The following is a 22,114-nucleotide window of genomic DNA, read 5'->3' as shown; positions in this document are numbered from 1 at the left end:
CCCCTGTTCTTATGGAACGATCGTGACCGGCACAGGTCCGGCCTGAGCCAGGCTGCCCGCCACCGAGCCGAACAGGCGCGACGAAAGCGATGAATGGCCGGTGCGGCCGATCACGATCTGGTCGGCACCTTCATCCTTGGCGACCTCGCAAAGCGTTTCGGCGATGTGGCCATATTTCAGCGCCGTTTTGACCTCGACACCACTATCTGACAGCTTCGCAACGACCGGATCGAGAAGCGCCGACTTGGCACGCTCGAGTTCCTCCGAGCGGCGCATATGGCGTTCTTCCAGTTCGGTCGGTGTCAGGAACGAATACGGTGACCATTCCAGAACATGGGCGATGACGACGCTGCCGCCCTGCGCCCGGGCAACCCCGATCGCGAAGCTCAGCGCGGCGTCCGCGCTCTCGCTGCCGTCATAACCGACGACGATTTTGTGGGACATGTCCCCCTCCTTTGATTGTGTTCGTTTGGTTGATTTCAACCAGGCGGTCATTGAATGACCATGTTCAGCCTAGCTCGCAGAGCCTGAAAAAGGTTCTCAAACATCTTGCGAATTCGGAAATTTTCCGGAAATATTCTTCTATTACTTCGTTTTTTGAAAGTTTGTTCCTATGGATAGGCTGGATTTAAAAATTCTTTCGACTTTGCAGCGGGATGGCCAAATCTCCATGGCACGCCTCTCTGACCATGTGGGCCTGTCGCTTTCGGCCTGTCACCGGCGGGTCAAGCTGCTGGAGGCCGATGGTCGGATCTCTCACTATGCGGCGCGCCTGAACCGCAAGAAGGTCGGGCTGGAAATTCAGGTTTTCATCGAGGCAAAGCTGATCAGCCAGCGCAAGGATGACATCGAAGCCTTCGAAGCCGCCATCCAGGACATGCCGGAGGTTCTGGAATGCCACCTGATTTCGGGAGAGTTCGATTATCTCATCCGGGTCGCCGCCCGCAATACCGAGGATTACGAGCGGCTCTACAGGGATCGGTTGACCCTGATCCCTTCTGTCGCCCAGATGAAAACCCTGCTTTGCCTGTCAACGGTCAAGGAGTTTCGCGGTTTTCACCTGTCGGATGAGGCGAGGACGTCATCGAAGCCGTAACCGAACCGCGAGATGTCCTCTGCGCAAAGCTCGCCCAGCCAGGCCGCATCGTCATCGGTGTAGTAGGGGCGCCAATCCCGGTTGCGGCCCGAGGCATTGACACGGGGCACGTCCAGATCAAAACCCAGATGCTGCCAGAGCGGGCCGGCGTCCTCAGCCAGATGCTCCAGCCGGATGAATAGCCTGCAATGCTCCTGCCCCGCACCGTCCGTCATGTATTGGCCGTATGGCGCGGCGCGAAACGCCTGTTCCGTGACATCGTGATGCAGAAACAGAGAGAACGGCAAGGATTTCGATAGCGCCACGGCCGGATGGTCGAAATCCTGCGCCTGAAGCCAATGATAATAGCTGACCATCCTGTCCCATGGATTGCGCACGAGGGTGAAGGTGAAGAAGTCGGCCATCTCGGCTCGGGTTATCAGCCCCTCCGCCTCGGCAAGTGTCGAATGTTTCCAGAGCCGCCCTTGCGTTTCGATGCCCTTGAGCCGCTTGCGCCGTCTCCGGGCCTTTGGCGTGTCCCCGACCAGCACGTCGTCGGCCATCGCCCGGCCTTCCAGCGCCAGCGCCAGAGAGGTGCCCCCGGTCTTGGGAATGTGAACAAAGATATAGCGGCGCCCACGCGAGATGATCATGGTCGCAAACTACGGGGTTTGCCGGTCGCAGGGAACGGCTTTTCGCCTCCTCCGGGGGCCGTTACGGCTAACAGCCTTTTCTTGACCGCGCAGTCGCAGCATAGTCGTGTCGGATCGCAGATCGCAGGAAGGGGACACGGCAATGGGATGGCTAGCAGACGAAACCGGCCTGGAAAAATGCGCGGCCAACTACACGCCTTTGACGCCCTTGTCGTTCTTGCGCCGGGCGGCGATGCTGTTTCCCGAGCGCGAGGCGCTGGTCTACGGCACCATCCGCCGGACCTATCGTGACTACCACGGCCGGATCACGCGGCTCGCCTCGGCCCTGTCGAAACTGGGGGTGCAGCCGGGCGACGTGGTCGCCACCATCCTGCCCAACGTGGCCCCAGCCGCCGAAGCGCATTTCGGCGTTCCGGCCTGCGGTGCGGTCCTCAACACGATCAACACCCGGCTTGAGGCCGATACGGTCGCCTATATCCTCGACCACGGCGGCGCCAGGGTGGTGATCTGCGATTCCCAGTTCATGCCGATGCTCGCCAATGCCATCGAGCTGATGGAAAGCACCGCCCCCACCGTGATCGAGGCGCCGGACGAACAGGCCGGCGTCCATGCCGTTTCCGAGAACATGACCTACGAGGACATGATCGCCAGCGGCGACGCCGATTTCGACTGGATCATGCCCGAGGATGAGTGGGAGTCGATCTCGCTCAACTACACGTCGGGCACGACCGGGCGGCCCAAGGGCGTGGTCTATCACCATCGCGGCGCCTATCTGAACGCCATGGCGCAGGTCGTGTCCTGGCGCCTGACACTCTACCCGCGCTACCTGACCATTGTACCACTGTTTCACTGCAATGGCTGGTGTCACACATGGATGATGCCGGTTCTGGGCGGCACTGTGATCTGCTGCCGCGACGTGACGGCCAAGAATATCTACGACGCCATTGCCGACGAGGGCGTGACCCATTTCGGCGGGGCGCCGATCGTGCTGAACACGATCATCAACGCCAAGGACGAAGATCGGCGCAGCTTCGATCACGTGGTCGAAGTTTTCACCGCCGGCGCGCCGCCCCCGGTTGCCACGCTGAAGGCGTTCGAACCTCTGGGCTTCAACGTCACGCAGGTCTACGGACTGACGGAAACCTACGGCCCGGCCAGTGAATGCCTGTGGCAAGAGAGCTGGGACGACCTGTCCCCGGACGAGCGCTACGAGATCAAGGGGCGCACCGGCGTGTCGATGCCAATGATCGAAGACAACACGGTTATGGACCCCGAAACCATGACCCAGGTGCCGATGGACGGATCGACGCTGGGCGAGATCATGTATCGCGGCAACGGGGTCATGAAGGGCTACCTCAAGAACCCCAAGGCGACGCAAGAGGCGTTCAAGGGGGGCTATTTCCACACTGGCGACATCGCCTACCAGCATCCCGACGGCTACATGAAGATCGCCGACCGGTCCAAGGACATCATCATCTCGGGCGGCGAGAATATCAGCTCGGTCGAAGTCGAAGGAGCGCTGATGCATCACCCCGACGTTCTGCTCTGCGCCGTCGTGGCCATGCCTGACGAGAAATGGGGCGAAGTGCCCTGCGCCTTTGTCGAGATGAAGGACGGCCACAGCTGCTCCGAGGAGGACCTGATCGCCTTCGCCCGCGAGCGGCTCGCCGGGTTCAAGCGGCCCAAGAAGGTCGTGTTTCAGGAATTGCCCAAGACCTCGACTGGCAAGATCCAGAAGTTCGAGCTGCGCAAGTACTTCAAGTAGCATTGTCGCGGAATCTGGCCTATCCTGCCTTCAAACAGGGTGGCAGAGCAGGCCCCGCAGATGACGGCACTCAAGGAATTCGCACGGCTGGAAAGCGAAGGGTTGTGGCGCGCCGATCCACAGGATCAGCGGCGCGAGGTTCTGTTGTCCTTCGGCGATGCGACGCTTGTGATCACCGATAATGCCGGACGGGCCCTGACCCATTGGTCGCTGCCCGCGATCGCGCGGATCAATCCCGGCGAACGCCCGGCGCTGTTCACGCCCGATCCCGATGGAACCGAGACGCTGGAGATTGCCGACGCGGTGATGATCGACGCCATCGAAAAGGTCCGCAAGACGATCCAGCGTTCCCGTCCGCATCCCGGGCGGCTGCGCAACCTCGGGCTGGCCGCCGTGGCGCTGGTCATCGTTGCAGCCGGAGTTTTCTGGCTGCCGGGTGCGTTGGTGCGACAGGCGCAATCGGTGGTCCCGCCCGTGAAACGGGCCGAGATCGGCGCCGGCCTGTTGGGTCATATCCAGCGCCTGACTGGTCCGAGCTGCCGCACGCCGTTGGGCACGCGGGCCCTTGGCCGCCTGCATGACCGTGTATTGGGCCCTGATGCGCCCGGCCAGATCGTGATCGTCCCCGACGGGCCGGATCGCGCGCTCTACCTGCCGGGCGGCCTTGTCGTCATGACCCGAGACCTTGTCGAGGATACCGAGGATCCGGCCGTGGTGGCGGGCCATTTGCTGGCCGCCACCGGACAGGTTCAGGCTGAAGACCCGCTTGTCCGTGTTCTGGAGCATGCAGGGCTTGGCACGACCGTGCGTTTGCTCACAACCGGCGAACTGCCCGCCGAGGCGCTGCGTTCCTATGCCGAGGACCTCATGACGACCCCGCCGCCCATGGTGGAAACCGAGCGGCTGATCGCGCTGTTCGAAGCGGCACAGGTGCCGAGCACGCCCTATGCCTATGCGGTGGACATCACCGGTGAAAGCACCCTGCCCCTGATCGAGGCCGACCCGATGGCGGGCCAGGAGTCTCCGTTCCTTCTAAGCGACGGCGACTGGATCAGTATCCAGGGGATATGTGCCTGACCCGGCCAAACCGGCCCTTTTACACAAGGAAAGACCCCGCGCCTTGATGCGAGGCCTTCCCCCGGGAGAACCGGTCAGCGGCGCGCGAAAGCGTCCGCGAAGCCCGCCCCGCGGGCCTTGTTCAAAGCGTTCTGGACCTGCCCGTTCGACGTGAATGGGCCGGCAAGGACAATCCGATACTGGGTGCCACTGCGGTCATATACACCGATGCGCATGGGCAACCCCCGGGCGCGCAGCCCCTGCGCGGCACTCTGGGCTGCGTCCCGGCTGGCGAACGTGCCGACCTGAACATAGAGCTGCCCCGAGATCGCTTCGGTCCGGGATGGTTCCGAAGCGGGCTGTCGGCTGGCTTGCGGCGCATTGCGGCTCGACACCTGCTGTTGCGGCACAGCACTGGGCTGGGTGGCATAGCGCACCCGGTTCGGCAAGCCGCGGCTCGGGTTCAGACGGCCATCATCCCAAGCGGATTCGAAGCCCTCGGGTGGGGTCGGCGTGATCCTCTGCGGTGCGTTTGCGGGGTTCGAATAGGGCGCGGGTCTGCCGAACGTCCAGCTGTTGCGGGCACGGGTTGTCTGCACCTGTCCTTGGCTGATGTTCGCCAATGACGCAGTGCCCGGCGCATGATCCAGCGGGTTGAGAGACCGCACCACCGGTGCGTTCAGACCATCCACGATCACGTTGCCAGTGGGTTGCGGGGCAGCCTGGACGCTGGGCGCTTGCGCCCCGTCGCGCAGCCGCGCCGAACCCGGCGCCCAGTCCAGCGGGTTCGAATAGGGCGCCTGGGGCAGGGAAAGCGCCACCTGCAAGCCCAAGGGTTGTTGCACAGGCCTGCTGCCGTTGGTCACGACCGGCGCAGCCGGCAAGGTGCAGGTGATCGGCTGTCCGGTCCGGGCATCGACGAATTTGCGATCCGTGCTGGCCTGTTCGGCACAAAGCTCGGCCATGGTGAGGCGTCGCGGACCGGCCTCCATCGGTGTGGCCAGCGGCGCGGCGGGGTCGGCAGCGGCCAGCGCCGCGCGCCCCGGACCGCAATCAATCGGTTCACCAGTGCGGGCCGACACCATGTTCGGCTGAATGCCCGTGCGCCCTGCGCAGGCTTCAGCGCGCGTGATGCGGCGACGTTCGGGGGCCGGAGCGACACTTGGGGTCGGGCTGGGTTGGCGCACGACACGCGGCGTCGGCGCGGCGGGTGCCGCCTCTGGCGCTGCCGCGGGGCGTGGTGCATTCGGCGTTGCGCTGGCAACGCGCGGCGCGACCGGTTCCGGCGCGGCTTGCGGCGCGGGCACCGGCGCAGGGGGCGGCGCGGCCATCGCCGCGAGTGTCGGCTCGAAACCGCACAATTGTTTGCGCTGGCGATTGACGCGCGGCACCCAGTTGATTGCCCCGCCGATACCCGCACGGACGTAGACACAACCGCGACTGTCGACGAATTGGGTTCCGGAAAAACTGTCCGGCGGGGTTTCAGACGGCGGGCTGGGGTTGCGAAGGTTCTGCGCCTCTGCCGGGGCCGTCATGACGCCCAAAATGACCAGTGCGGTCGAGAGAAGGCCTGCTCTGCCCATAGTAACCCCCACAATATTTTGTGGAAGGATGCGGGATAATGCCTATTTTGTAAAGGAATTGTTCGCCTATTTCGTACCAAACATGCGGTCACCCGCATCCCCTAGGCCCGGAACAATATATCCATGGTCATTCAGGCATTCGTCTACTGCTGCTGTGACAATGGGCACATCCGGGTGCGCCTCTTTCATCCGCGCGATGCCTTCGGGTGCGGCCAGCAGGCACAAGAAACGGATGTCCTTCGCGCCCGCTTGCTTCAACAAATCGACTGCCGCGGCCGAGGAATTGCCTGTGGCCAGCATCGGGTCCACGGCGATCACCACGCGATCGTCCAACGCGTCGGGCAGCTTGCAGTAATACTGAACCGGTTGCAGCGTCTCTTCGTCCCGATAGAGCCCCACGAACCCGACCCGCGCGGAAGGGATCAGTTCCAGCACCCCGTCGAGCAGCCCGTTTCCGGCCCTCAGGATACTGACAAGCGCCAGTTTCTTGCCCTTGAGCATCGGGGCATCCATGGGCTTGAGCGGGGTTTCGATCCTCTCGGTGATCAAGGGCAAGTCACGCGTGATCTCGTATGCCAGTAGATGCGATATCTCCCGCAAGAGCTGGCGGAACTGGTTTGACGGGGTGTTGGTTCGGCGCATCAGCGACAGCTTGTGCTGCACAAGCGGATGGGTCACATGGGTCAGGTGCGGCAGGTCGGTCATGTGGTCTCCAGCTTCTTGGCCACGGCGGCGCGGGTCTCGTCGTCACAGAAGGCGGCCTCCAGCGCCGTTTTATTGAGCGCAGCGAAATCCGCCTCGTCCCAGCCGAAGGTTCGCGCCAGCATGTCGAATTCATGGGTCATGGTGGTCTTGAAGAACGGCGGATCATCGGTCGAGACCGTGACCTTGACGCCCGCGTCCCGCAGGCGCGCGATGGGATGGGCGGCCCAGTCCCCCGTGGCGCCCAGGAACACGTTGGAGCCGGGGCAGACTTCAAGCACGGTGCCTTTTTCGGCCAGCGTTTCCACCAGCGCCGGATCCTTGATCGCGTTAACGCCATGGCCGATCCGGGCAGGCGCAAGGTCGCGCATCGTATCGGCCACCATGTCCGGCCCGCCCCATTCCCCGGCATGGCAGGTCAGGTGCATCCCGGCCTCGTGCGCGCAGTCGAAGGCCCAGGCGAAATCGCCGGGCCGGCCCATCATCTCGGCCCCGGCCATGCCGAAGCCCCGGATGAAGCGGCCATGGGTTTCCACCGCACAGCGGGCGATGGGCCGCGACTGTTCCGGGCCGAAATGGCGGATGCAGGTGACGATGCCGCGCAGGGTGATGCCGAATTTCGCCTCGGCCTCGTCGGCGGCGTCTTCGATGGCGGCCAGGTAGTCGCGCCAGGCCTCCAGGTCACCACCGCCGCAGAAATCGGGGCTCAGGAAGGTTTCGGAATAAACCACGCCGTGCGAGGCGCTCTCCTCCAGCACCGCGAGGGTCAGACGGCGGAAATCCTCGGGGGATTGCAGGGTGGTGCAGGCTGCCTCATAGACCTTCAGGAAGTGGTCGAAATCGCGGTAGGCATATCCGCCGTCCTCGGTAAAGATCCCGCTCAGATCAAGGCCCTTCTCCGTGGCCAGCCCCCGGATGAAGACAGGCGGCGCGCCGCCCTCGAGATGCAGATGCAATTCTACCTTGGGAAGATCACGAAAGCTCATGCGGCGCCCTTTTCCAGCCCGAGATGCCGCGCGACCAGCCCCGCGACATCGATGAATCCCATATGGCCCAGCGCCCGCGCGCCCAGCCCATGCGCCAGCACCGGGACCCGTTCGCGGGTGTGGTCCGTGCCAGTCCAGGTCGGGTCATTGCCATGATCGGCCGTCACCAGCAACAGGTCACCGTCGCGCAGTCGCGGCAGCAGGCGGCCCAGTTCCGCATCGAACCATTCCAGATGGTTGGCATAGCCCGACACATCGCGGCGGTGGCCATAGAGGCTGTCGAATTCCACGAGGTTGGCAAAGACCAGCGCGCCATCCGGCGCCTCATCGACCAGATCATCCAGGTGGCCCATCAGGACCGTATCCTCGCCCTTGCGCACCTCGTCGATGCCCTGCATCGAGAAGATGTCGCCGATCTTGCCCACCGCGATGACCTTGCGCCCGGCAGCCTGTGCCCAGTCACAGAGGGTCGGCTCTGGCGGGGCGATCGCGAAATCCCGGCGGTTGGCCGTGCGGATGAATGCGCCGGGCGCGCCGACGAAGGGCCGGGCGATGACGCGGCCCACTTTCATTGCGTGCAGCGTGGGCGCAAGGGCGCGGCACAGGTCCAGCAACCGATCCAGGCCGAAATGGTCTTCATGCGCGGCGATCTGGAAGACACTGTCGGCCGAGGTATAGCAGATGGGCCAGCCGGTGCGGATATGCTCTTCGCCGAGGTCCGCGATGATCCGGGTGCCAGAGGCATGGCAATTGCCGAGAATCCCGTCGGTTCCGGCCAGGTCCTTGACCTTTTCGACCAGGTCCGGCGGGAAACTGTCGGTCAGCTTATCGAAATAGTGCCAGTCCCAGGGCACCGGCACGCCCGCCAGTTCCCAATGGCCCGACGGCGTGTCCTTGCCGGGGCTGATCTCGGTCGCGACCCCCCAGGCACCGGTAGGGTCGGCCATCAGGTCAGGCGCCGTCAGTCCGCTGGCAAGCTGAAGGGCATGGCCAAGCCCCAGCCCGGCCAAGTTGGGCAAGTGAAGTGGGCCGCTCCGCCCCTCTTCGGCGTCGCCCCTGGCACAGGACTCGGCGATATGGCCCACGGTATTGGCGCCGCTGTCCGGCACGCCGTCATTGAAAAACGCATCGGCGTCAGGCGCGCCGCCGATGCCGACACTGTCGATCACGATCATGAATGCGCGGGTCATGGCTCTATCCTTTCCAGGATCAAGTCGGCTGGTTGCGGCGCATCGCCGATCGTGATCGCCGCGCGCACCGCCTGTGCGGCGGCCTCGGCCCGGGCTTCGTCAGCGGCATGGATCACCGCCAGCGGATCACCGGGGCTGACCTGGGTGCCCAGCGGCACAACCTCGGTCAGGCCGACGGCGGGGTCCACCTTGTCGGTCTCGACCTGCCGTCCGCCGCCCAGCCGCACCACGGCGAGGCCCAGCGCCTCTCCGTCCATGGCCGCGACATGACCCGCACGCGGTGCCGTGACCTCGCCCACCACCGGCGCTTGCGGCAGGTGGGTCGGCCAGTCCTTTTCCATATCGGGCGGGCCGCCGAGGCTGCGGATCAGGGCCGCGAAAATCTCCATCGCATGACCGCTGGAGATCGCATCCTCGACACGGGTTTTCGCCGTTGTCTCGTCTTCGCCCGACAACGCCAGCACGCGCGCGCAAAGCGCGACGGTCAGGTCATGCAAGCGCGGCGCGGCGGCACGGTTGCCGGACAGCACCTCCATGCAGACACCGACCTCGACCGCGTTGCCCAGGGCCGGAGCAAGAGGCTGCGACATATCCGTGAGCATGGCCGCGGTCGGCGTCCCGGCGCCGTTCGCAGTCTGGCAAAGGGCTTGCGCCAGCGCGCGCGCTTCCTCACGGGTCTTCATGAAAGCGCCGGAGCCGCATTTGACATCCAACACCAGCCCCTCCAGCCCCGCGGCCAGTTTCTTGGACAGGATCGAGGCGATAATGAGATCCACGCTTTCCACCGTCGCGGTCACATCGCGGATGGCGTAGAGCCGACGGTCGGCCGGTGCGATATTGCCCGTGGCGCTGACGATGGCACAGCCGACATCCGCCGTGATTGCGCGGAACCGCGCCTCGTCAACGTCCGTCGAGAGGCCCGGAATCGCCTCCATCTTGTCCAGCGTGCCGCCGGTGTGGCCGAGGCCCCGGCCCGACACCATCGGCACATAGACCCCGCAGGCCGCCAGCGCCGGGGCCAGGATCAATGACACACTGTCCCCCACGCCGCCGGTCGAATGCTTGTCCATGACCGGACCGGGCAGATCCCAGCCCATCACATCGCCGCTGTCACGCATGCCCAGGGTCAACGCAACGCGCCCCGCGTCGCCGAGGCCGTTCAGGCAGGCAGCCATGGCGAAGGCCCCGGCCTGCGCATCGGACACGGCCCCGGTTGCCAGACCCTTGGCGAACCAGGTGAGTTCTTCACGGTCGGGACTATGGCCCTGGCGCAGCTTGAGGATGATGGCGCGGGCGTCCATGCGCTCAGGCCCGACTCATCTGGTGGGCATCGAAGACCCCGGGCAGCAAGTCGCCGATCGTTGTTTCGAACGTCGCCCCGTCCGTCGTGGCAAGCGTGACCTTGACATCGCCCGCCCCGAACTCCGCCAATTTCTGCCGGCAGCCGCCACACGGAGAGACCGGCACCGGGCTGTCCGCGATGACGGCGACCTCGGCGATGGCCGTATCCCCGGCAGCGACCATGGCGGCGATGGCCCCGGCCTCGGCGCAGGTGCCTTCCGGATAGGCCACGTTTTCAACGTTCACGCCGCGATAGACCGCGCCGCTGGCGGCCCTGATCGCCGCACCGACCTTGAATTTCGAATAGGGCACATAGGCATTTTCCCGGACAAAGCGGGCCTCTTCAACAAGCGACATGATCGAACACCTCCGGACACCAGATTGGGATGGCGGCCGGGGGGATGCAAGCCTTGGCATCCGGTCGCGCCGCACGCATTCGGATTTGCAAGATAGAGCCTATTCGTGATTGATGGGAATGGCGGGTTCCAAAGCCACCCAAAATATTGTTTAACGTTAAACAAATAACGAAACGAGACACGCTATGGCCGACAGCTCCGAGACATCCCTGCGCGACGCGGCGCTGGAATATCACCGCAACCCGAAACCGGGCAAGCTGGAGATCCGCGCGACCAAACCTCTGGCCAATGGCCGCGACCTGGCCCGCGCCTATTCCCCCGGCGTTGCCGAAGCCTGCCTCGAAATCAAGGCCGACCCGGACACCGCACGGGATTACACCGCACGCGGAAACCTTGTCGCCGTGGTCTCGAACGGGTCCGCCGTGCTGGGACTGGGCAATATCGGCGGGCTGGCCTCCAAGCCAGTGATGGAAGGCAAGGCCGTCCTGTTCAAGAAGTTCGCCGGGATCGACTGTTTCGACATCGAGCTGGACGAAAGAGACCCCGAGAAACTGGCCGAGATCGTCTGCGCCCTGGAGCCAACCTTTGGCGCCATCAACCTGGAAGACATCAAGGCCCCGGATTGCTTCATCGTCGAAGAGATCTGCCGCGAACGGATGAATATCCCCGTCTTCCACGACGACCAGCACGGCACCGCCATCGTGGTGGGCGCGGCGGCAACCAATGCGCTGCGCGTCGCCGGCAAAGCCTTCGAGGATATCAAGATCGTCAGCACCGGCGGCGGCGCGGCCGGCATCGCCTGTCTGAACATGCTGCTGAAACTGGGCGTGAAGCGTGAAAACGTCTGGCTCTGCGATATCGAGGGGTTGGTCTACGAAGGCCGCGAAACCGAAATGACCCCGCAAAAGGCCGCCTATGCCCAAGGCAACACCCCTGCCACGCTGGATGACGTGATCGAAGGGGCCGACCTGTTCCTTGGCCTGTCCGGCCCTGGCGTGTTGCAGCCCGAGATGGTTCAGAAGATGGCGGACCAGCCCATCATCTTCGCCCTGGCGAACCCCACGCCCGAGATCCTGCCCGACGCCGTCCGCGAGGTTGCCCCGGATGCGATCATTGCCACCGGCCGCAGCGATTTTCCAAATCAGGTCAACAATGTCCTGTGTTTCCCCTTCATCTTCCGCGGGGCCCTGGATGCCGGCGCGACCGAGATCAACGACGCCATGCAGCTGGCCTGCATCGACGGAATCGCGGAACTGGCGCGCCACACGACCAGCGCCGAGGCGGCCGCAGCCTACAAGGGCGAGCAGCTGAATTTCGGGCCGGACTACCTGATCCCGAAACCCTTCGATCCGCGCCTGTCTGCCGTGGTGTCCAGCGCGGTTGCCAAGGCGGCACAGGAAACCGGCGTGGCCACCCGGCCCATCACCGATATCGAGGCCTACAAGCAGAAGCTCAACGAAAGCGTCTTCAAATCGGCCCTGCTCATGCGCCCGGTCTTCATGGCCGCCAGCCAGGCCGCGCGCCGCATCGTCTTTTCCGAGGGCGAGGATGAACGCGTGCTGCGCGCCGCACAGGCGATCCTTGAGGAAACCACCGAGAAACCGATCCTGATCGGCCGCCCCGAAGTGATCGAGGCGCGCTGCGAACGCGCCGGGCTGGTGGTGCGGCCGGGCCGAGATTTCGAGATCGTGAACCCCGAAAATGACCCCCGTTATCGCGACTACTGGGGCACCTACCATCAGATCATGGCCCGTCGCGGTGTCACACCCGACCTGGCGCGCGCCATCATGCGCACGAACAACACCGCCATTGGCGCGGTCATGGTCCAGCGCGGCGAGGCCGACAGCCTGATCTGCGGCACGTTCGGGGAATACCGCTGGCACCTGAACTACGTCACGCAGGTCCTGGGCGACAAGACGCACCGCCCGCACGGGTCGCTGTCGATGATGATTCTCGAAGACGGGCCGCTTTTCCTCGCCGACACCCATGTCTGGTCGTTGCCCAGCCCCGATAACCTGGCCGAGGTCGCCTTGGGGGCGGCGCGTCATGCCCGACGTTTCGGTGTGGAACCCAAAGTCGCCTTCTGTTCGCAATCTCAATTCGGCAACCAGTCCGAAGGCTCGGGCAAGCGCCTGCGTGAGGCCATCGCGATCCTCGACGGGATGGAGACCGATTTCCAGTACGAGGGCGAGATGAATGTCGACGCGGCGCTGGACCCTGACCTGCGCGACCGACTGTTGCCGGGCGGTCGGCTTGAAGGCGCGGCCAATGTTCTGATTTTCGGCCATGCCGACGCGGCCTCTGGCGTGCGCAACATCCTCAAGATGAAGGGCGGCGGGCTGGAGGTCGGCCCGATCCTGATGGGCATGGGGAACCGCGCCCACGTCGTCACGCCCGGCATCACCGCGCGCGGGTTGCTGAACATGGCCGCGATTGCCGGAACGCCGGTGCAGCATTACGGGTGATTCCGCCGGATTTGGTTTGCAAGTTTGCAGCCACCGCGCGCGATTTGCCCCAAAATTGCCGAATGTCGGTGGTTTGCAAATATTTGCGGACCCGCTCTGCCAAGTCTGCAAATAATTCGCGTCGGATTGCCACGGGAAGGCGCTAAGGCGCTTGCCGCGAGGGCGGCCCCTGCCCTATCCCCTTTGCAACGAACTGGAGGAGACAGGATATGGGATATCGCGAAGTCTACGAGGGCTGGAAGGCCGATCCGGAAGGGTTCTGGATGGAGGCGGCCCAGGCCATCGACTGGGTCGAAGCCCCGAAACAGGCACTCTTCGATCGCGGCGACCACATGTATGAATGGTTTGCCGAGGCCAAGGTGAACACCTGCTGGAACGCGGTGGACCGCCACGTCGAACAGGGCCGGGGTGAACAGACCGCCATCATCTACGACAGCCCGATCACCCATACCAAGCGCGAGATTTCCTATGTCGAGCTGCGCAACCGGGTGGCCAACCTGGCAGGCGCCCTGCGCGCCAAGGGCGTGGAAAAGGGGGACCGGGTCATCATCTATATGCCGATGATCCCAGAAGCGCTGGAGGCGATGCTGGCCTGCGCCCGTCTGGGCGCGATTCATTCGGTCGTCTTCGGCGGCTTCGCCAGCAACGAATTGGCGGTGCGCATCGACGATGCCAAGCCCAAGGCGATCATCGCTGCCTCTTGCGGGATGGAGCCGGGCCGCGTGGTGCATTACAAACCGTTGCTCGATGGCGCCATCGAGATGGCAGAGCACAAGCCGGATTTCTGTGTCATCTTCCAGCGCGAACAGGAAGTTGCCGAGCTTAAAGAAGGGCGCGACGTCAACTGGCACGGCTTTCAATTCGGGGTGAAACCCGCGGAATGCGTCCCGGTCGAGGGCAACCATCCGGCCTATATCCTTTATACATCCGGCACGACCGGTCAGCCCAAGGGGGTCGTGCGTCCCACGGCCGGGCACCTGGTGGCGCTGAACTGGACCATGAAGAACATCTACAATGTCGACCCCGGAGAAGTCTTCTGGGCCGCCTCGGATGTGGGCTGGGTCGTCGGCCATTCCTATATCTGCTACGGGCCGCTGATCGCCGGGAACACCACCATCGTGTTCGAGGGCAAGCCCGTCGGCACCCCCGATGCGGGCACCTTCTGGCGGGTCATCGAAGAACATGACGTGAAAAGCTTCTTCACCGCGCCCACCGCGTTCCGCGCCGTGAAGCGCGAAGATCCCAAGGGCGAATTCGTCAAGAAATACGACCTGTCGGGCCTGCGTGCCATCTACCTGGCTGGCGAACGGGCCGACCCCGATACCATCGAGTGGACCCAGAAGATGACCGGCAAGCCGGTCTACGACCACTGGTGGCAGACCGAGACCGGCTACACCATCGCCGGCAACCCGGTGGGGATCGAACCCCTGCCCGTCAAGCTGGGCAGCCCGACCGTGGCCATGCCGGGCTATGACGTTCAGATCCTTGATGAAGGCGGCAACCAGATGGCACCGGGTGAACTTGGCGCCATCGCGGTCAAATTGCCGTTGCCACCGGGCACGCTGCCGACGCTTTGGAACGCCGAGGACCGGTTCAAGAAATCCTACCTGACCACCTTCCCCGGCTATTACGAGACCGGCGATGCGGGCATGATCGACGAGGACGGCTACCTGTATATCATGGCCCGTACCGATGACGTCATCAACGTCGCGGGGCACCGCCTGTCCACCGGCGGCATGGAAGAGGTGCTGGCCAGCCATCCGGACGTGGCCGAATGCGCCGTGATCGGAATCAGTGACGAATTGAAGGGCCAATTGCCGGTCGGCTTCCTCTGCCTGTCCAGCGGTGTGGACCGCCCGCATGACGAAATTGCCAAGGAATGCGTCAAGCTGGTTCGGGACAGGATCGGCCCGGTGGCCGCCTTCAAACTGGCAGTGGTCGTGGATCGCCTGCCCAAGACGCGGTCGGGAAAGATCCTGCGCGGCACCATGGTGTCCATCGCAGATGGCAAGGAGTTCAAGATGCCAGCGACCATCGATGACCCTGCCATCCTCGACGAAATCAGGGATGCGTTGCAGACGATCGGCTATCCAAAGGGCTGAGCCTTCAGCGACAAAAAACGAAGGGGGCGACCTGAACGGGCCGCCCCTTTCGCACTTGATCCAACGGATCCGGACCAAGGGAACCGTCGTCAGTCACACCCCCTGAGTTGGGACAAAAAGAACGAGACCGACGACGGCCCCGGCAGACCGAGGTCAAGAGAGCCACTCACTTCCCAACCCGGCTACCTGTCAGTCCACGACGGGAGTCACGAGACTGACTTGGCCAAACATCCCGCACCTAAAATTCTACGCTTGAAATACTCTGCTATCCGGCGCGGGATGCCGAGACTCCACTCTCACCGCTGCGGCCGACTTGTTCTGTGACTTTTGTCACAGACAGCATGATTCTGTTAACCTTTTGCGGCCGGCAAAGGCTTCAGGCGAATTGTTCGCGGATCAGCCGTTCTTCCAATCCGTGGCCGGGGTCGAAAAGCAACCGGTGCGAGACATCCTCGGCCGAATGCACGCGCACTTCGGCCACGTTGGGCACCGATTTGCCATCGGCATCCGCCATGACGGGGCGCTTTTCGGGATTGGTCACTTCGAACACCACCCCTGCCGCTTTTGGCAATAGCGCCCCACGCCAGCGGCGCGGCCGGAAGGCAGCCACGGCCGTCAGCGCCAGAACGTCCGAGCCGATCGGCAAGATCGGACCGTGTGCGGAATAGTTATAGGCGGTCGATCCGGCGGGGGTTGCGACAAGCGCGCCGTCACAGACCAGTTCGGCCATGCGCAGTTTGCCGTCCACGTAGATTCGCAGCTTGGCCGCTTGCGGCCCGGCGCGCAGCAGCGACACCTCGTTGATCGCCAGCGCGTCATGGGTCGTGCCGTCGATAGAGGTCGCCCGCATCCGCAGCGGGTTGATGACCTCTTCCTCGGCTTTTGCCAGCCTCTCACGCAGCCCGTTCTCGGCATATTCGTTCATGAGGAAGCCGACGGTGCCACGGTTCATCCCGTAGACCGGCGTTTCCAGGTGCTGGGTCCTGTGCAGCGTATCCAGCATGAACCCGTCCCCGCCCAGCGCCACGATGATATCAGCCTGGTCCTCGGTCACCGCCCCATACCGGTTTGCCAGCGCCGTGGCGGCCTGTTTGGCAATGGGCGCATCGCTGGCGACGAAGGCGAGGTTGGGGGCGGGGTTCGGGGCCATGGGTCCATCCGTTGTTTCCTGTTACTTGTCCGATGCGCCGAAAGGAAACGCAATCCCCCCGCGGATACCGCTATCGGACGCCAATAGAGGTCTCTGCGTCGCTTTGGGCCTTTCCCGTCGCGATTTTGCCCCATATCAAGCCACGGAACGTTTGCCCGCCGGCCCGATCCGGCAGCCGCCAAGGAGGACAAAATGACCAATTCCACCAAGACCGACGGGTTCTTCACCGAGCCGCTTTCCTCTCGCGATCCGGAAATCTGGGGCGCGATCCAGAAAGAGCTGGGCCGCCAGCGCCACGAGATCGAATTGATCGCCTCCGAGAACATCGTCTCGGCCGCGGTGATGGAGGCCCAAGGCTCCGTCATGACCAACAAATACGCCGAAGGCTATCCGGGCCGGCGCTACTATGGCGGCTGCCAATATGTGGACATTGCCGAAAACCTGGCCATCGAACGCGCCTGCGAGTTGTTCTCCTGCCAGTTCGCGAACGTGCAGCCCAATTCCGGCAGCCAGGCCAACCAGGGCGTCTTCACCGCGCTGCTGCAACCCGGCGACACGATCCTCGGCATGAGCCTCGATGCGGGCGGCCACCTGACCCACGGCGCCAAGCCGAACCAGTCGGGCAAGTGGTTCAATGCCGTGCAGTACGGCGTGCGCAAGCAGGACAGCCAAATCGATTACGACCAGATCCAGCAGCTGGCCACCGAACACCAACCGAAGATGATCATCGCCGGCGGCTCGGCCATTCCGCGGATCATCGACTTTGCCAAGATGCGCGAGATCGCCGACAGTGTCGGCGCGTATCTGATGGTCGACATGGCGCATTTCGCCGGCCTTGTGGCGGCGGGGCTTTACCCCTCGCCCTTCCCACATGCCCATGTCGCGACCTCGACCACTCACAAGACCCTGCGCGGCCCGCGCGGCGGCCTGATCGTCACCAATGACGAGGACATCGCCAAGAAGTGCAACTCGGCCATCTTCCCCGGTATTCAGGGCGGTCCGCTGATGCATGTCATCGCCGGCAAGGCGGTTGCCTTCGGCGAGGCGCTGCGCCCGGAATTCAAGGCCTACCAGGAACAGGTGGTCAAGAACGCCCAGGCGCTGGCCGACCAGCTGATGAAGGGCGGTCTGGACATCGTTACCGGCGGCACCGACAGCCACGTCATGCTTGTCGACCTGCGCCCCAAGGGCGTGAAGGGCAACGCGACCGAGAAGGCGCTGGAACGGGCCCATATCACCTGTAACAAGAACGGCATCCCGTTCGACCCGGAAAAGCCGATGGTCACCAGCGGCATCCGCCTGGGCTCGCCCGCTGGCACCACGCGCGGCTTCGGCGAGGCCGAGTTCCGCCAGATCGCCGACTGGATCACCGAGGTGGTCGACGGGCTGGCCGCCAATGGCGAAGAGGGCAACCGTGCGGTCGAGGCCAAGGTCAAGGCCGAGGTCGAGGCCCTGTGCGAGAAGTTCCCGCTCTACCCGGACCTGTAACCCCATATCGCCCGCGCCGGACACCAACCGGTGCGGGCGATACAGCGCCCGCACCGGAAGGTTCATTGGGGATCAAATCTCCGGAATTGCCATCCGCCCCGCCTCAGAAGTCCGTTGGCGCGCCGCCTTCGGATTTGCGCCGTTCGACGAAGGCCGACAGTTCCTCGCGCACGGCGATATCCATGGGCGGTTCTTCGAAGTTGGCGATGATTTCCTTGAACATGGAATGCGCCCGCTCGGCGGTCCAGACGCCACCGGCCAGTTCCCATGCCTCGAAATTGCGCCAATCGGACAGGAAGGGGGAATAGAAGGCCTCTTCATAGCGGTCCTGCGTGTGCTGGACGCCGAAATAATGACCGTTCGGGCCGACCTCGGCGATCGTTTCGACGGCGATGCTGTCGGGGCTGGTATCCACGATGGCGGGCTCGAAATACCGCTGGATCATCTGGATCACCTCGCAATCCATGATGAACTTTTCGGGGCTGGCGATCAGCCCGCCCTCCAGCCAGCCGGCGGCGTGATAGACCATGTTGGTGCCCGATTGCACCGCGGACCACAGGGAATTGCTGGTCTCCCACATGGCCTGCCCATCGGGCACATTGGCTGCGCAAACGCCCGAGGCCCGCATGGGCAACCCGTAGAAGCGGGCCATCTGGCCGGTCATCTGCGTCGCGCGCATGTATTCCGGCGTGCCAAAGGCCGGCGCCCCGGATTTCATGTCGACATTCGAGGTAAAGGTGCCGATCACACAGGCTGCACCGGGGGCCACGTATTGGAACAGGGCAATGGCAGAGAGTGCCTCGGCCAGGGACAGCGCCACGGCACCCGACATCGTCACCGGCGCCATCGCCCCGGCCAGCGTGAAGGGCGACACCACCACCGCCTGCCCGCGACGCACGCAACGCAGGCAGCCGTCGATCATCGGGATGTCATGCTTGAGCGGCGAGGTGGAGTTGATGTTGGTATACATATAGGGCTTCTGGCGGAACTCTTCCTCCGTGATGCCGTTGGCGATCTTCACCATCTCCATCACGTCTTCGACGCGTTCCTTGCCCAGGGAATAGGCGTGCATGACCTTGTCGGTCAGAGTCAGCTTGTCGAACAGCAAGTCTAGATGCCGCACGCCGGGATGAATATCGACCGGTTCGACCGGATATCCACCGGCGAAATGAATGCAGTTGAAATACTGGGTCAGGCGCAAAAGGTTCGCGCACTGTTCGCGGTTGCCCGAGACCTTCCTGCCGATCTCCAGGTCATAGTAATTGGGCGGCGAGGACACGTTCCCGAACAGGATATGTCCATCGCCAAGCGTGATGTTATGGGCAGGATTGCGGGCCGCGATCTCGAAACTGGCGGGGGCCTTGCCGATCATTTCCATGACCCAGTCGCGGCCCATCCTGACATTGGTGCCATCGACCTTGCAGCCCGCCTCCTTGAAGATCTCGAGCGACTCCTCGTTCAGGAACTCGATCCCGATCTCTTCGAGGATACGCATGGCTCCGTCATGGATCGCCTGCACGCCGTCGGGGCCGAGCGGCTCGGTCGGGGCATCGGTGTTGCGCGGCAGCCGCCAGGGCATCTGGTTGATCTGCAAACCTCCCCGGCGGGCGGTATTGGCGGCGCGGCCACCGGATCGGCGGCGGCGGGTGGGTGCGTCGGGCATGTGTCCTCCTGTCCTGTCCCGCAAATCTGACAGGTAGGGCGACGCTTGCGATCCGTTTTGCGACATTTCGCGTCGCGGACAGAAAGATCAGTGTCGCAGCCAGCCGGGAAGATGCGCGATGGACGGCAGCACCACGTCCGCGAAGGGGATCAAGGCGTCACGGTCGGCCGGTCCGGTCAGCACCCCGATACAGGTCATCCCGGCGGCTCGTCCCGCCAGGAGGTCATGCGTGCTGTCGCCGATCATGGCGCAGGCCGACGGGGCCAGCCCGACCCGGTCTGCGAAGGCCAGGAGGGGGTCGGGGTCGGGCTTGCTGCCATGGCCGCTGTCGAAACCCGCGATGAAGTCGAACAGGCCCTCGACCCCGGCCGCCGACAAATGCGCCCGCGCCGGAACCTCGGCATCGTTGGTCATGACACCAAGGCGATAACCATCGGCCGCCAGCGATTCCAGGAGCGGTGCAAGCGGCGCCGCTTCGATCTGCGGCGCGCGCGCAGCGGCGGCGTTCATCCGGTCGACCAGGGCCGCTTTGGGTTGCGGCGGCAGCAGGGGCAGGATCGCGTCGGCGACCTCGTCGGCGGTATGGGCGATCACAAGGCTGTCAGGGTGGAACCGCGCCTTGTCTAGGTCATAGCCCAGAACCGTGGCCAACGCCGCAAGCAGGCCGGGATCGCCGCCAGCTTCCTGCTGCAAGAGGTCGCGGGTCCAGGACCCCCATGTTGCCTGGAAGTCGAACAGCGTGCCGTCCTTGTCGAATAGAAGCCCCGCCACCCTCATGTCAGGTCCAGTGCACCTGTTCCGCGCCGGGCAGAGCATAGCGCGCCCTTAACGGATCTTCATACTTCAGGTTGTTCAGGTCGCAGAACTCTACAACCCAGACATCATCCATGGTGACGAATTCCAGCACCGAAGCAAGGAAGGCGGGATCTTGCGCAAGCGAGCGCAAATCCTCGGCAGCCGCACCGGACGAGCCAAGAAAAACAGGGCAAAGCTCGTCATGCGACGCCAGCCAGCCCAGTGCCTGAATGGCGATTCTTTCGGCCTGTTCACGCTTCATTTGCGCGGATTACCCCCGTAGAAACTGTTTCTTAACGAATAGGGCCGAATTTTGTTCTCGGGAAGGCAAACGCCCTGTGAAAGGTCAGAATAATGCCCGGCGACATCCTGATTGTCGACAATGTGGCCACCAACCGCATCGTTCTCAAGGTCAAACTTCTGGCCGCGCAGCATCGTGTGCGTCCTTGTGAAACGCTCGACATGGCCCGGGCCGAGATTGACCGGACGCCGCCGGACCTCGTGGTTCTGGACGTCACGGCAGATACTGCCGCCGCATTAGAGTTCTGCAACACGCTCAAGACGGACCCCGACACCGCCCTGATCCCCGTCATCGCGACGGGCAGCTTCCTCGATCCAGATGACAGGGTGCGTGCCTTGCAGGCGGGCGCCGATGACGTTCTGGGCAGGCCTCTGAACGACCAGATCCTGCAGGCCCGCATCCGGTCTTTGCTTCGAGCCCGCGACACCAACCGCGAACTCCGCCTGCGCGAGGATACCCGTCGCGCGCTTGGCTTTGCCGAGGTCCAGGCGGGGTTCGAACGCTGCGCAACGGTTTTGGCGCTGTCTTCCAGCACCCGTTTCCTGCGCTTCGCCGAACAGAATTTCGCGGATTGCGGCAATGTCCGGTTGAGCGGCGAAAGGATCGCGCCCGGATCCGGCTTACCCACGCGGCTGCCGGGTGACCTGCTTTTGATCGACGGGCAGGACTTCACCCTGCGCGAAACCGAACTCTATCGCCTACTGTCGGAGCTGCGCAGCCGAACGGATACGCGCCACGCCGCGATCCTTGTCGTCCTTCCCGCCGATATGACCAATATCCAGGCCATGGCGCTGGACCTTGGCGCGAACGACCTCGTCCTGGCCGGTGCCAGCACACAGGAGGTCGTTTTGCGGGCCAGGAACCTTATCGCCGACAAGCAGCGCGCCGATCAGTTGCGCGACACGGTGCAGACCGGCCTGCAGGCAGCGGTGACAGATCCGCTGACCGGACTGTTCAACCGCCGCTATGCCTTGCCACACCTCGAAAAGATGGTTGATCGGAGCAAGGAAACAGACCGCCAGATCGCGGTCATGGTGCTGGATATCGACCACTTCAAACTGATCAACGATACCTATGGCCACGCGGCCGGCGACGAGATCCTGCAACAGGTGGCGGACAGGTTGCGCGCCAATGTTCGCGCTGTCGACCTTCTGGCACGGATCGGAGGCGAGGAATTCCTGGTCGCCATGCCGGACAGCGACACCGACCATGCCCGCAAGGCCGCTCAGCGGTTCTGCCGGCTCATTTCGGACACGCCGTTTTTCCTTGGCCACGGCGAGGCGATCAATGTCACCATGTCGATCGGGGTCAGCCTGTCCGGTCCGGATCCGAACCCGGTGATCCCCGAAGGCACCGATCACCTGGTGCGCGCTGCCGACCTTGCGCTTTACGCGGCCAAGGGGTCCGGGCGCAACACTGTCAGCCTTTCCGCCGCCTGAGCCA

General features: G+C 63.9%; 19 protein-coding genes. 7 read left to right on the top strand and 12 right to left on the bottom strand.

Features of this window, described 5'->3' with window-relative positions:
- Positions 1-9: 9 nt before the first annotated feature.
- Positions 10-444 carry a universal stress protein gene (locus tag DFK10_RS12910; RefSeq protein WP_109389451.1) on the bottom strand — a complete coding sequence of 145 codons (435 nt, stop codon included), beginning with the start codon at positions 442-444 and terminating at the stop codon, positions 10-12.
- A gap of 169 nt (positions 445-613) precedes the next feature.
- On the opposite strand from DFK10_RS12910, the gene DFK10_RS12905 reads away from it, so the two are divergent.
- The gene (locus DFK10_RS12905; protein ID WP_109389450.1) at positions 614-1,096 is read left to right on the top strand and encodes an Lrp/AsnC family transcriptional regulator; all 483 of its coding nucleotides are present in this window, start codon (positions 614-616) and stop codon (positions 1,094-1,096) included.
- Here the strand turns inward: DFK10_RS12905 and DFK10_RS12900 are convergent.
- Positions 1,057-1,728, bottom strand: a complete 672-nt coding sequence (locus DFK10_RS12900) for a sulfotransferase family 2 domain-containing protein (protein WP_109389449.1) — start codon at positions 1,726-1,728, stop codon at positions 1,057-1,059. The genes DFK10_RS12905 and DFK10_RS12900 overlap by 40 nt on opposite strands.
- Positions 1,729-1,870: 142 nt before the next feature.
- Between DFK10_RS12900 and DFK10_RS12895 the strand changes: the two genes are divergently transcribed.
- Positions 1,871-3,493: an AMP-binding protein gene (locus DFK10_RS12895; RefSeq protein WP_109389448.1), complete on the top strand. Its 1,623-nt coding sequence runs from the start codon at positions 1,871-1,873 to the stop codon at positions 3,491-3,493.
- A 60-nt stretch (positions 3,494-3,553) separates the two neighbouring features.
- Positions 3,554-4,570, top strand: coding sequence for a hypothetical protein (locus DFK10_RS12890; RefSeq protein ID WP_109389447.1), 1,017 nt, complete (start codon positions 3,554-3,556; stop codon positions 4,568-4,570).
- 74 nt (positions 4,571-4,644) lie between these two features.
- Here the strand turns inward: DFK10_RS12890 and DFK10_RS12885 are convergent, their stop codons facing one another.
- From DFK10_RS12885 to DFK10_RS12860, 6 genes are all read right to left on the bottom strand, one after another.
- Positions 4,645-6,132 (bottom strand): SPOR domain-containing protein, encoded by a 1,488-nt coding sequence (locus DFK10_RS12885; protein WP_235866840.1) that lies wholly within the window; start codon positions 6,130-6,132, stop codon positions 4,645-4,647.
- Positions 6,133-6,198: 66 nt separating this feature from the next.
- Positions 6,199-6,837 (bottom strand): uracil phosphoribosyltransferase, encoded by a 639-nt coding sequence (gene upp, locus DFK10_RS12880; RefSeq protein WP_109389445.1) that lies wholly within the window; start codon positions 6,835-6,837, stop codon positions 6,199-6,201.
- Entirely contained in the window at positions 6,834-7,820 is a 987-nt protein-coding gene (locus tag DFK10_RS12875) for an adenosine deaminase (protein WP_109389444.1), read from the bottom strand. The genes upp and DFK10_RS12875 overlap by 4 nt, the downstream gene beginning before the upstream one ends.
- Positions 7,817-9,010 carry a phosphopentomutase gene (locus DFK10_RS12870; RefSeq protein ID WP_109389443.1) on the bottom strand — a complete coding sequence of 398 codons (1,194 nt, stop codon included), beginning with the start codon at positions 9,008-9,010 and terminating at the stop codon, positions 7,817-7,819. Before DFK10_RS12870 ends, DFK10_RS12875 begins: the two co-directional genes overlap by 4 nt.
- Complete coding sequence (locus DFK10_RS12865; protein ID WP_109389442.1) at positions 9,007-10,311, bottom strand: thymidine phosphorylase; 1,305 nt, start codon at positions 10,309-10,311, stop codon at positions 9,007-9,009. The genes DFK10_RS12870 and DFK10_RS12865 overlap by 4 nt, the downstream gene beginning before the upstream one ends.
- A 4-nt stretch (positions 10,312-10,315) precedes the next feature.
- A complete protein-coding gene (locus tag DFK10_RS12860; RefSeq protein ID WP_109389441.1) occupies positions 10,316-10,708 on the bottom strand; it encodes a cytidine deaminase in 393 nt (130 codons plus the stop codon).
- A 184-nt stretch (positions 10,709-10,892) separates the two neighbouring features.
- Here DFK10_RS12860 and DFK10_RS12855 point away from each other — a divergent pair, with 184 nt between their 5' ends.
- The gene (locus DFK10_RS12855) at positions 10,893-13,172 is read left to right on the top strand and encodes an NADP-dependent malic enzyme (protein WP_109389440.1); all 2,280 of its coding nucleotides are present in this window, start codon (positions 10,893-10,895) and stop codon (positions 13,170-13,172) included.
- A 209-nt stretch (positions 13,173-13,381) separates the two neighbouring features.
- Positions 13,382-15,274 carry a propionate-CoA ligase PrpE gene (prpE, locus tag DFK10_RS12850; RefSeq protein WP_109389439.1) on the top strand — a complete coding sequence of 631 codons (1,893 nt, stop codon included), beginning with the start codon at positions 13,382-13,384 and terminating at the stop codon, positions 15,272-15,274.
- 376 nt (positions 15,275-15,650) lie between these two features.
- Here prpE and DFK10_RS12845 read toward each other — a convergent pair whose 3' ends face one another.
- Positions 15,651-16,424, bottom strand: coding sequence for an NAD kinase (locus tag DFK10_RS12845; RefSeq protein ID WP_109389438.1), 774 nt, complete (start codon positions 16,422-16,424; stop codon positions 15,651-15,653).
- Positions 16,425-16,616: 192 nt separating this feature from the next.
- On the opposite strand from DFK10_RS12845, the gene glyA reads away from it, so the two are divergent.
- Entirely contained in the window at positions 16,617-17,912 is a 1,296-nt protein-coding gene (gene glyA / locus DFK10_RS12840) for a serine hydroxymethyltransferase (RefSeq protein ID WP_109389437.1), read from the top strand.
- Positions 17,913-18,015: 103 nt separating this feature from the next.
- On the opposite strand, the gene DFK10_RS12835 is transcribed toward glyA, so the two are convergent.
- The 3 genes from DFK10_RS12835 to DFK10_RS12825 all read right to left on the bottom strand — a co-directional run bounded on the left by DFK10_RS12835 (position 18,016) and on the right by DFK10_RS12825 (position 20,632).
- Positions 18,016-19,575, bottom strand: a complete 1,560-nt coding sequence (locus DFK10_RS12835; protein ID WP_109389436.1) for a trimethylamine methyltransferase family protein — start codon at positions 19,573-19,575, stop codon at positions 18,016-18,018.
- Positions 19,576-19,662: 87 nt separating this feature from the next.
- Positions 19,663-20,352 carry an HAD family hydrolase gene (locus DFK10_RS12830; RefSeq protein WP_109389435.1) on the bottom strand — a complete coding sequence of 230 codons (690 nt, stop codon included), beginning with the start codon at positions 20,350-20,352 and terminating at the stop codon, positions 19,663-19,665.
- Between the two features lies 1 nt (position 20,353).
- Positions 20,354-20,632, bottom strand: a complete 279-nt coding sequence (locus DFK10_RS12825; protein WP_109389434.1) for a DUF3572 domain-containing protein — start codon at positions 20,630-20,632, stop codon at positions 20,354-20,356.
- A gap of 92 nt (positions 20,633-20,724) precedes the next feature.
- Here DFK10_RS12825 and DFK10_RS12820 point away from each other — a divergent pair, with 92 nt between their 5' ends.
- The gene (locus tag DFK10_RS12820; RefSeq protein WP_109389433.1) at positions 20,725-22,110 is read left to right on the top strand and encodes a diguanylate cyclase; all 1,386 of its coding nucleotides are present in this window, start codon (positions 20,725-20,727) and stop codon (positions 22,108-22,110) included.
- Positions 22,111-22,114: the final 4 nt, after the last annotated feature.

The organism is Salibaculum griseiflavum (assembly GCF_003129565.1).
GTDB classification, from domain to species: domain Bacteria; phylum Pseudomonadota; class Alphaproteobacteria; order Rhodobacterales; family Rhodobacteraceae; genus Salibaculum; species Salibaculum griseiflavum.
Note: the sequence above shows the minus strand (reverse complement) of the source record. Positions and strands in the feature narration are given on the sequence as shown.

Coding starts and splice junctions, on each gene's coding strand:
- DFK10_RS12910 (WP_109389451.1), bottom strand. CDS start 444: ATGTCCCACAAAATCGTCGTCGGTTATGACGGCAGCGAGAGCGCGGAC.
- DFK10_RS12905 (WP_109389450.1), top strand. CDS start 614: ATGGATAGGCTGGATTTAAAAATTCTTTCGACTTTGCAGCGGGATGGC.
- DFK10_RS12900 (WP_109389449.1), bottom strand. CDS start 1,728: ATGATCATCTCGCGTGGGCGCCGCTATATCTTTGTTCACATTCCCAAG.
- DFK10_RS12895 (WP_109389448.1), top strand. CDS start 1,871: ATGGGATGGCTAGCAGACGAAACCGGCCTGGAAAAATGCGCGGCCAAC.
- DFK10_RS12890 (WP_109389447.1), top strand. CDS start 3,554: ATGACGGCACTCAAGGAATTCGCACGGCTGGAAAGCGAAGGGTTGTGG.
- DFK10_RS12885 (WP_235866840.1), bottom strand. CDS start 6,132: ATGGGCAGAGCAGGCCTTCTCTCGACCGCACTGGTCATTTTGGGCGTC.
- upp (WP_109389445.1), bottom strand. CDS start 6,837: ATGACCGACCTGCCGCACCTGACCCATGTGACCCATCCGCTTGTGCAG.
- DFK10_RS12875 (WP_109389444.1), bottom strand. CDS start 7,820: ATGAGCTTTCGTGATCTTCCCAAGGTAGAATTGCATCTGCATCTCGAG.
- DFK10_RS12870 (WP_109389443.1), bottom strand. CDS start 9,010: ATGACCCGCGCATTCATGATCGTGATCGACAGTGTCGGCATCGGCGGC.
- DFK10_RS12865 (WP_109389442.1), bottom strand. CDS start 10,311: ATGGACGCCCGCGCCATCATCCTCAAGCTGCGCCAGGGCCATAGTCCC.
- DFK10_RS12860 (WP_109389441.1), bottom strand. CDS start 10,708: ATGTCGCTTGTTGAAGAGGCCCGCTTTGTCCGGGAAAATGCCTATGTG.
- DFK10_RS12855 (WP_109389440.1), top strand. CDS start 10,893: ATGGCCGACAGCTCCGAGACATCCCTGCGCGACGCGGCGCTGGAATAT.
- prpE (WP_109389439.1), top strand. CDS start 13,382: ATGGGATATCGCGAAGTCTACGAGGGCTGGAAGGCCGATCCGGAAGGG.
- DFK10_RS12845 (WP_109389438.1), bottom strand. CDS start 16,424: ATGGCCCCGAACCCCGCCCCCAACCTCGCCTTCGTCGCCAGCGATGCG.
- glyA (WP_109389437.1), top strand. CDS start 16,617: ATGACCAATTCCACCAAGACCGACGGGTTCTTCACCGAGCCGCTTTCC.
- DFK10_RS12835 (WP_109389436.1), bottom strand. CDS start 19,575: ATGCCCGACGCACCCACCCGCCGCCGCCGATCCGGTGGCCGCGCCGCC.
- DFK10_RS12830 (WP_109389435.1), bottom strand. CDS start 20,352: ATGAGGGTGGCGGGGCTTCTATTCGACAAGGACGGCACGCTGTTCGAC.
- DFK10_RS12825 (WP_109389434.1), bottom strand. CDS start 20,632: ATGAAGCGTGAACAGGCCGAAAGAATCGCCATTCAGGCACTGGGCTGG.
- DFK10_RS12820 (WP_109389433.1), top strand. CDS start 20,725: ATGCCCGGCGACATCCTGATTGTCGACAATGTGGCCACCAACCGCATC.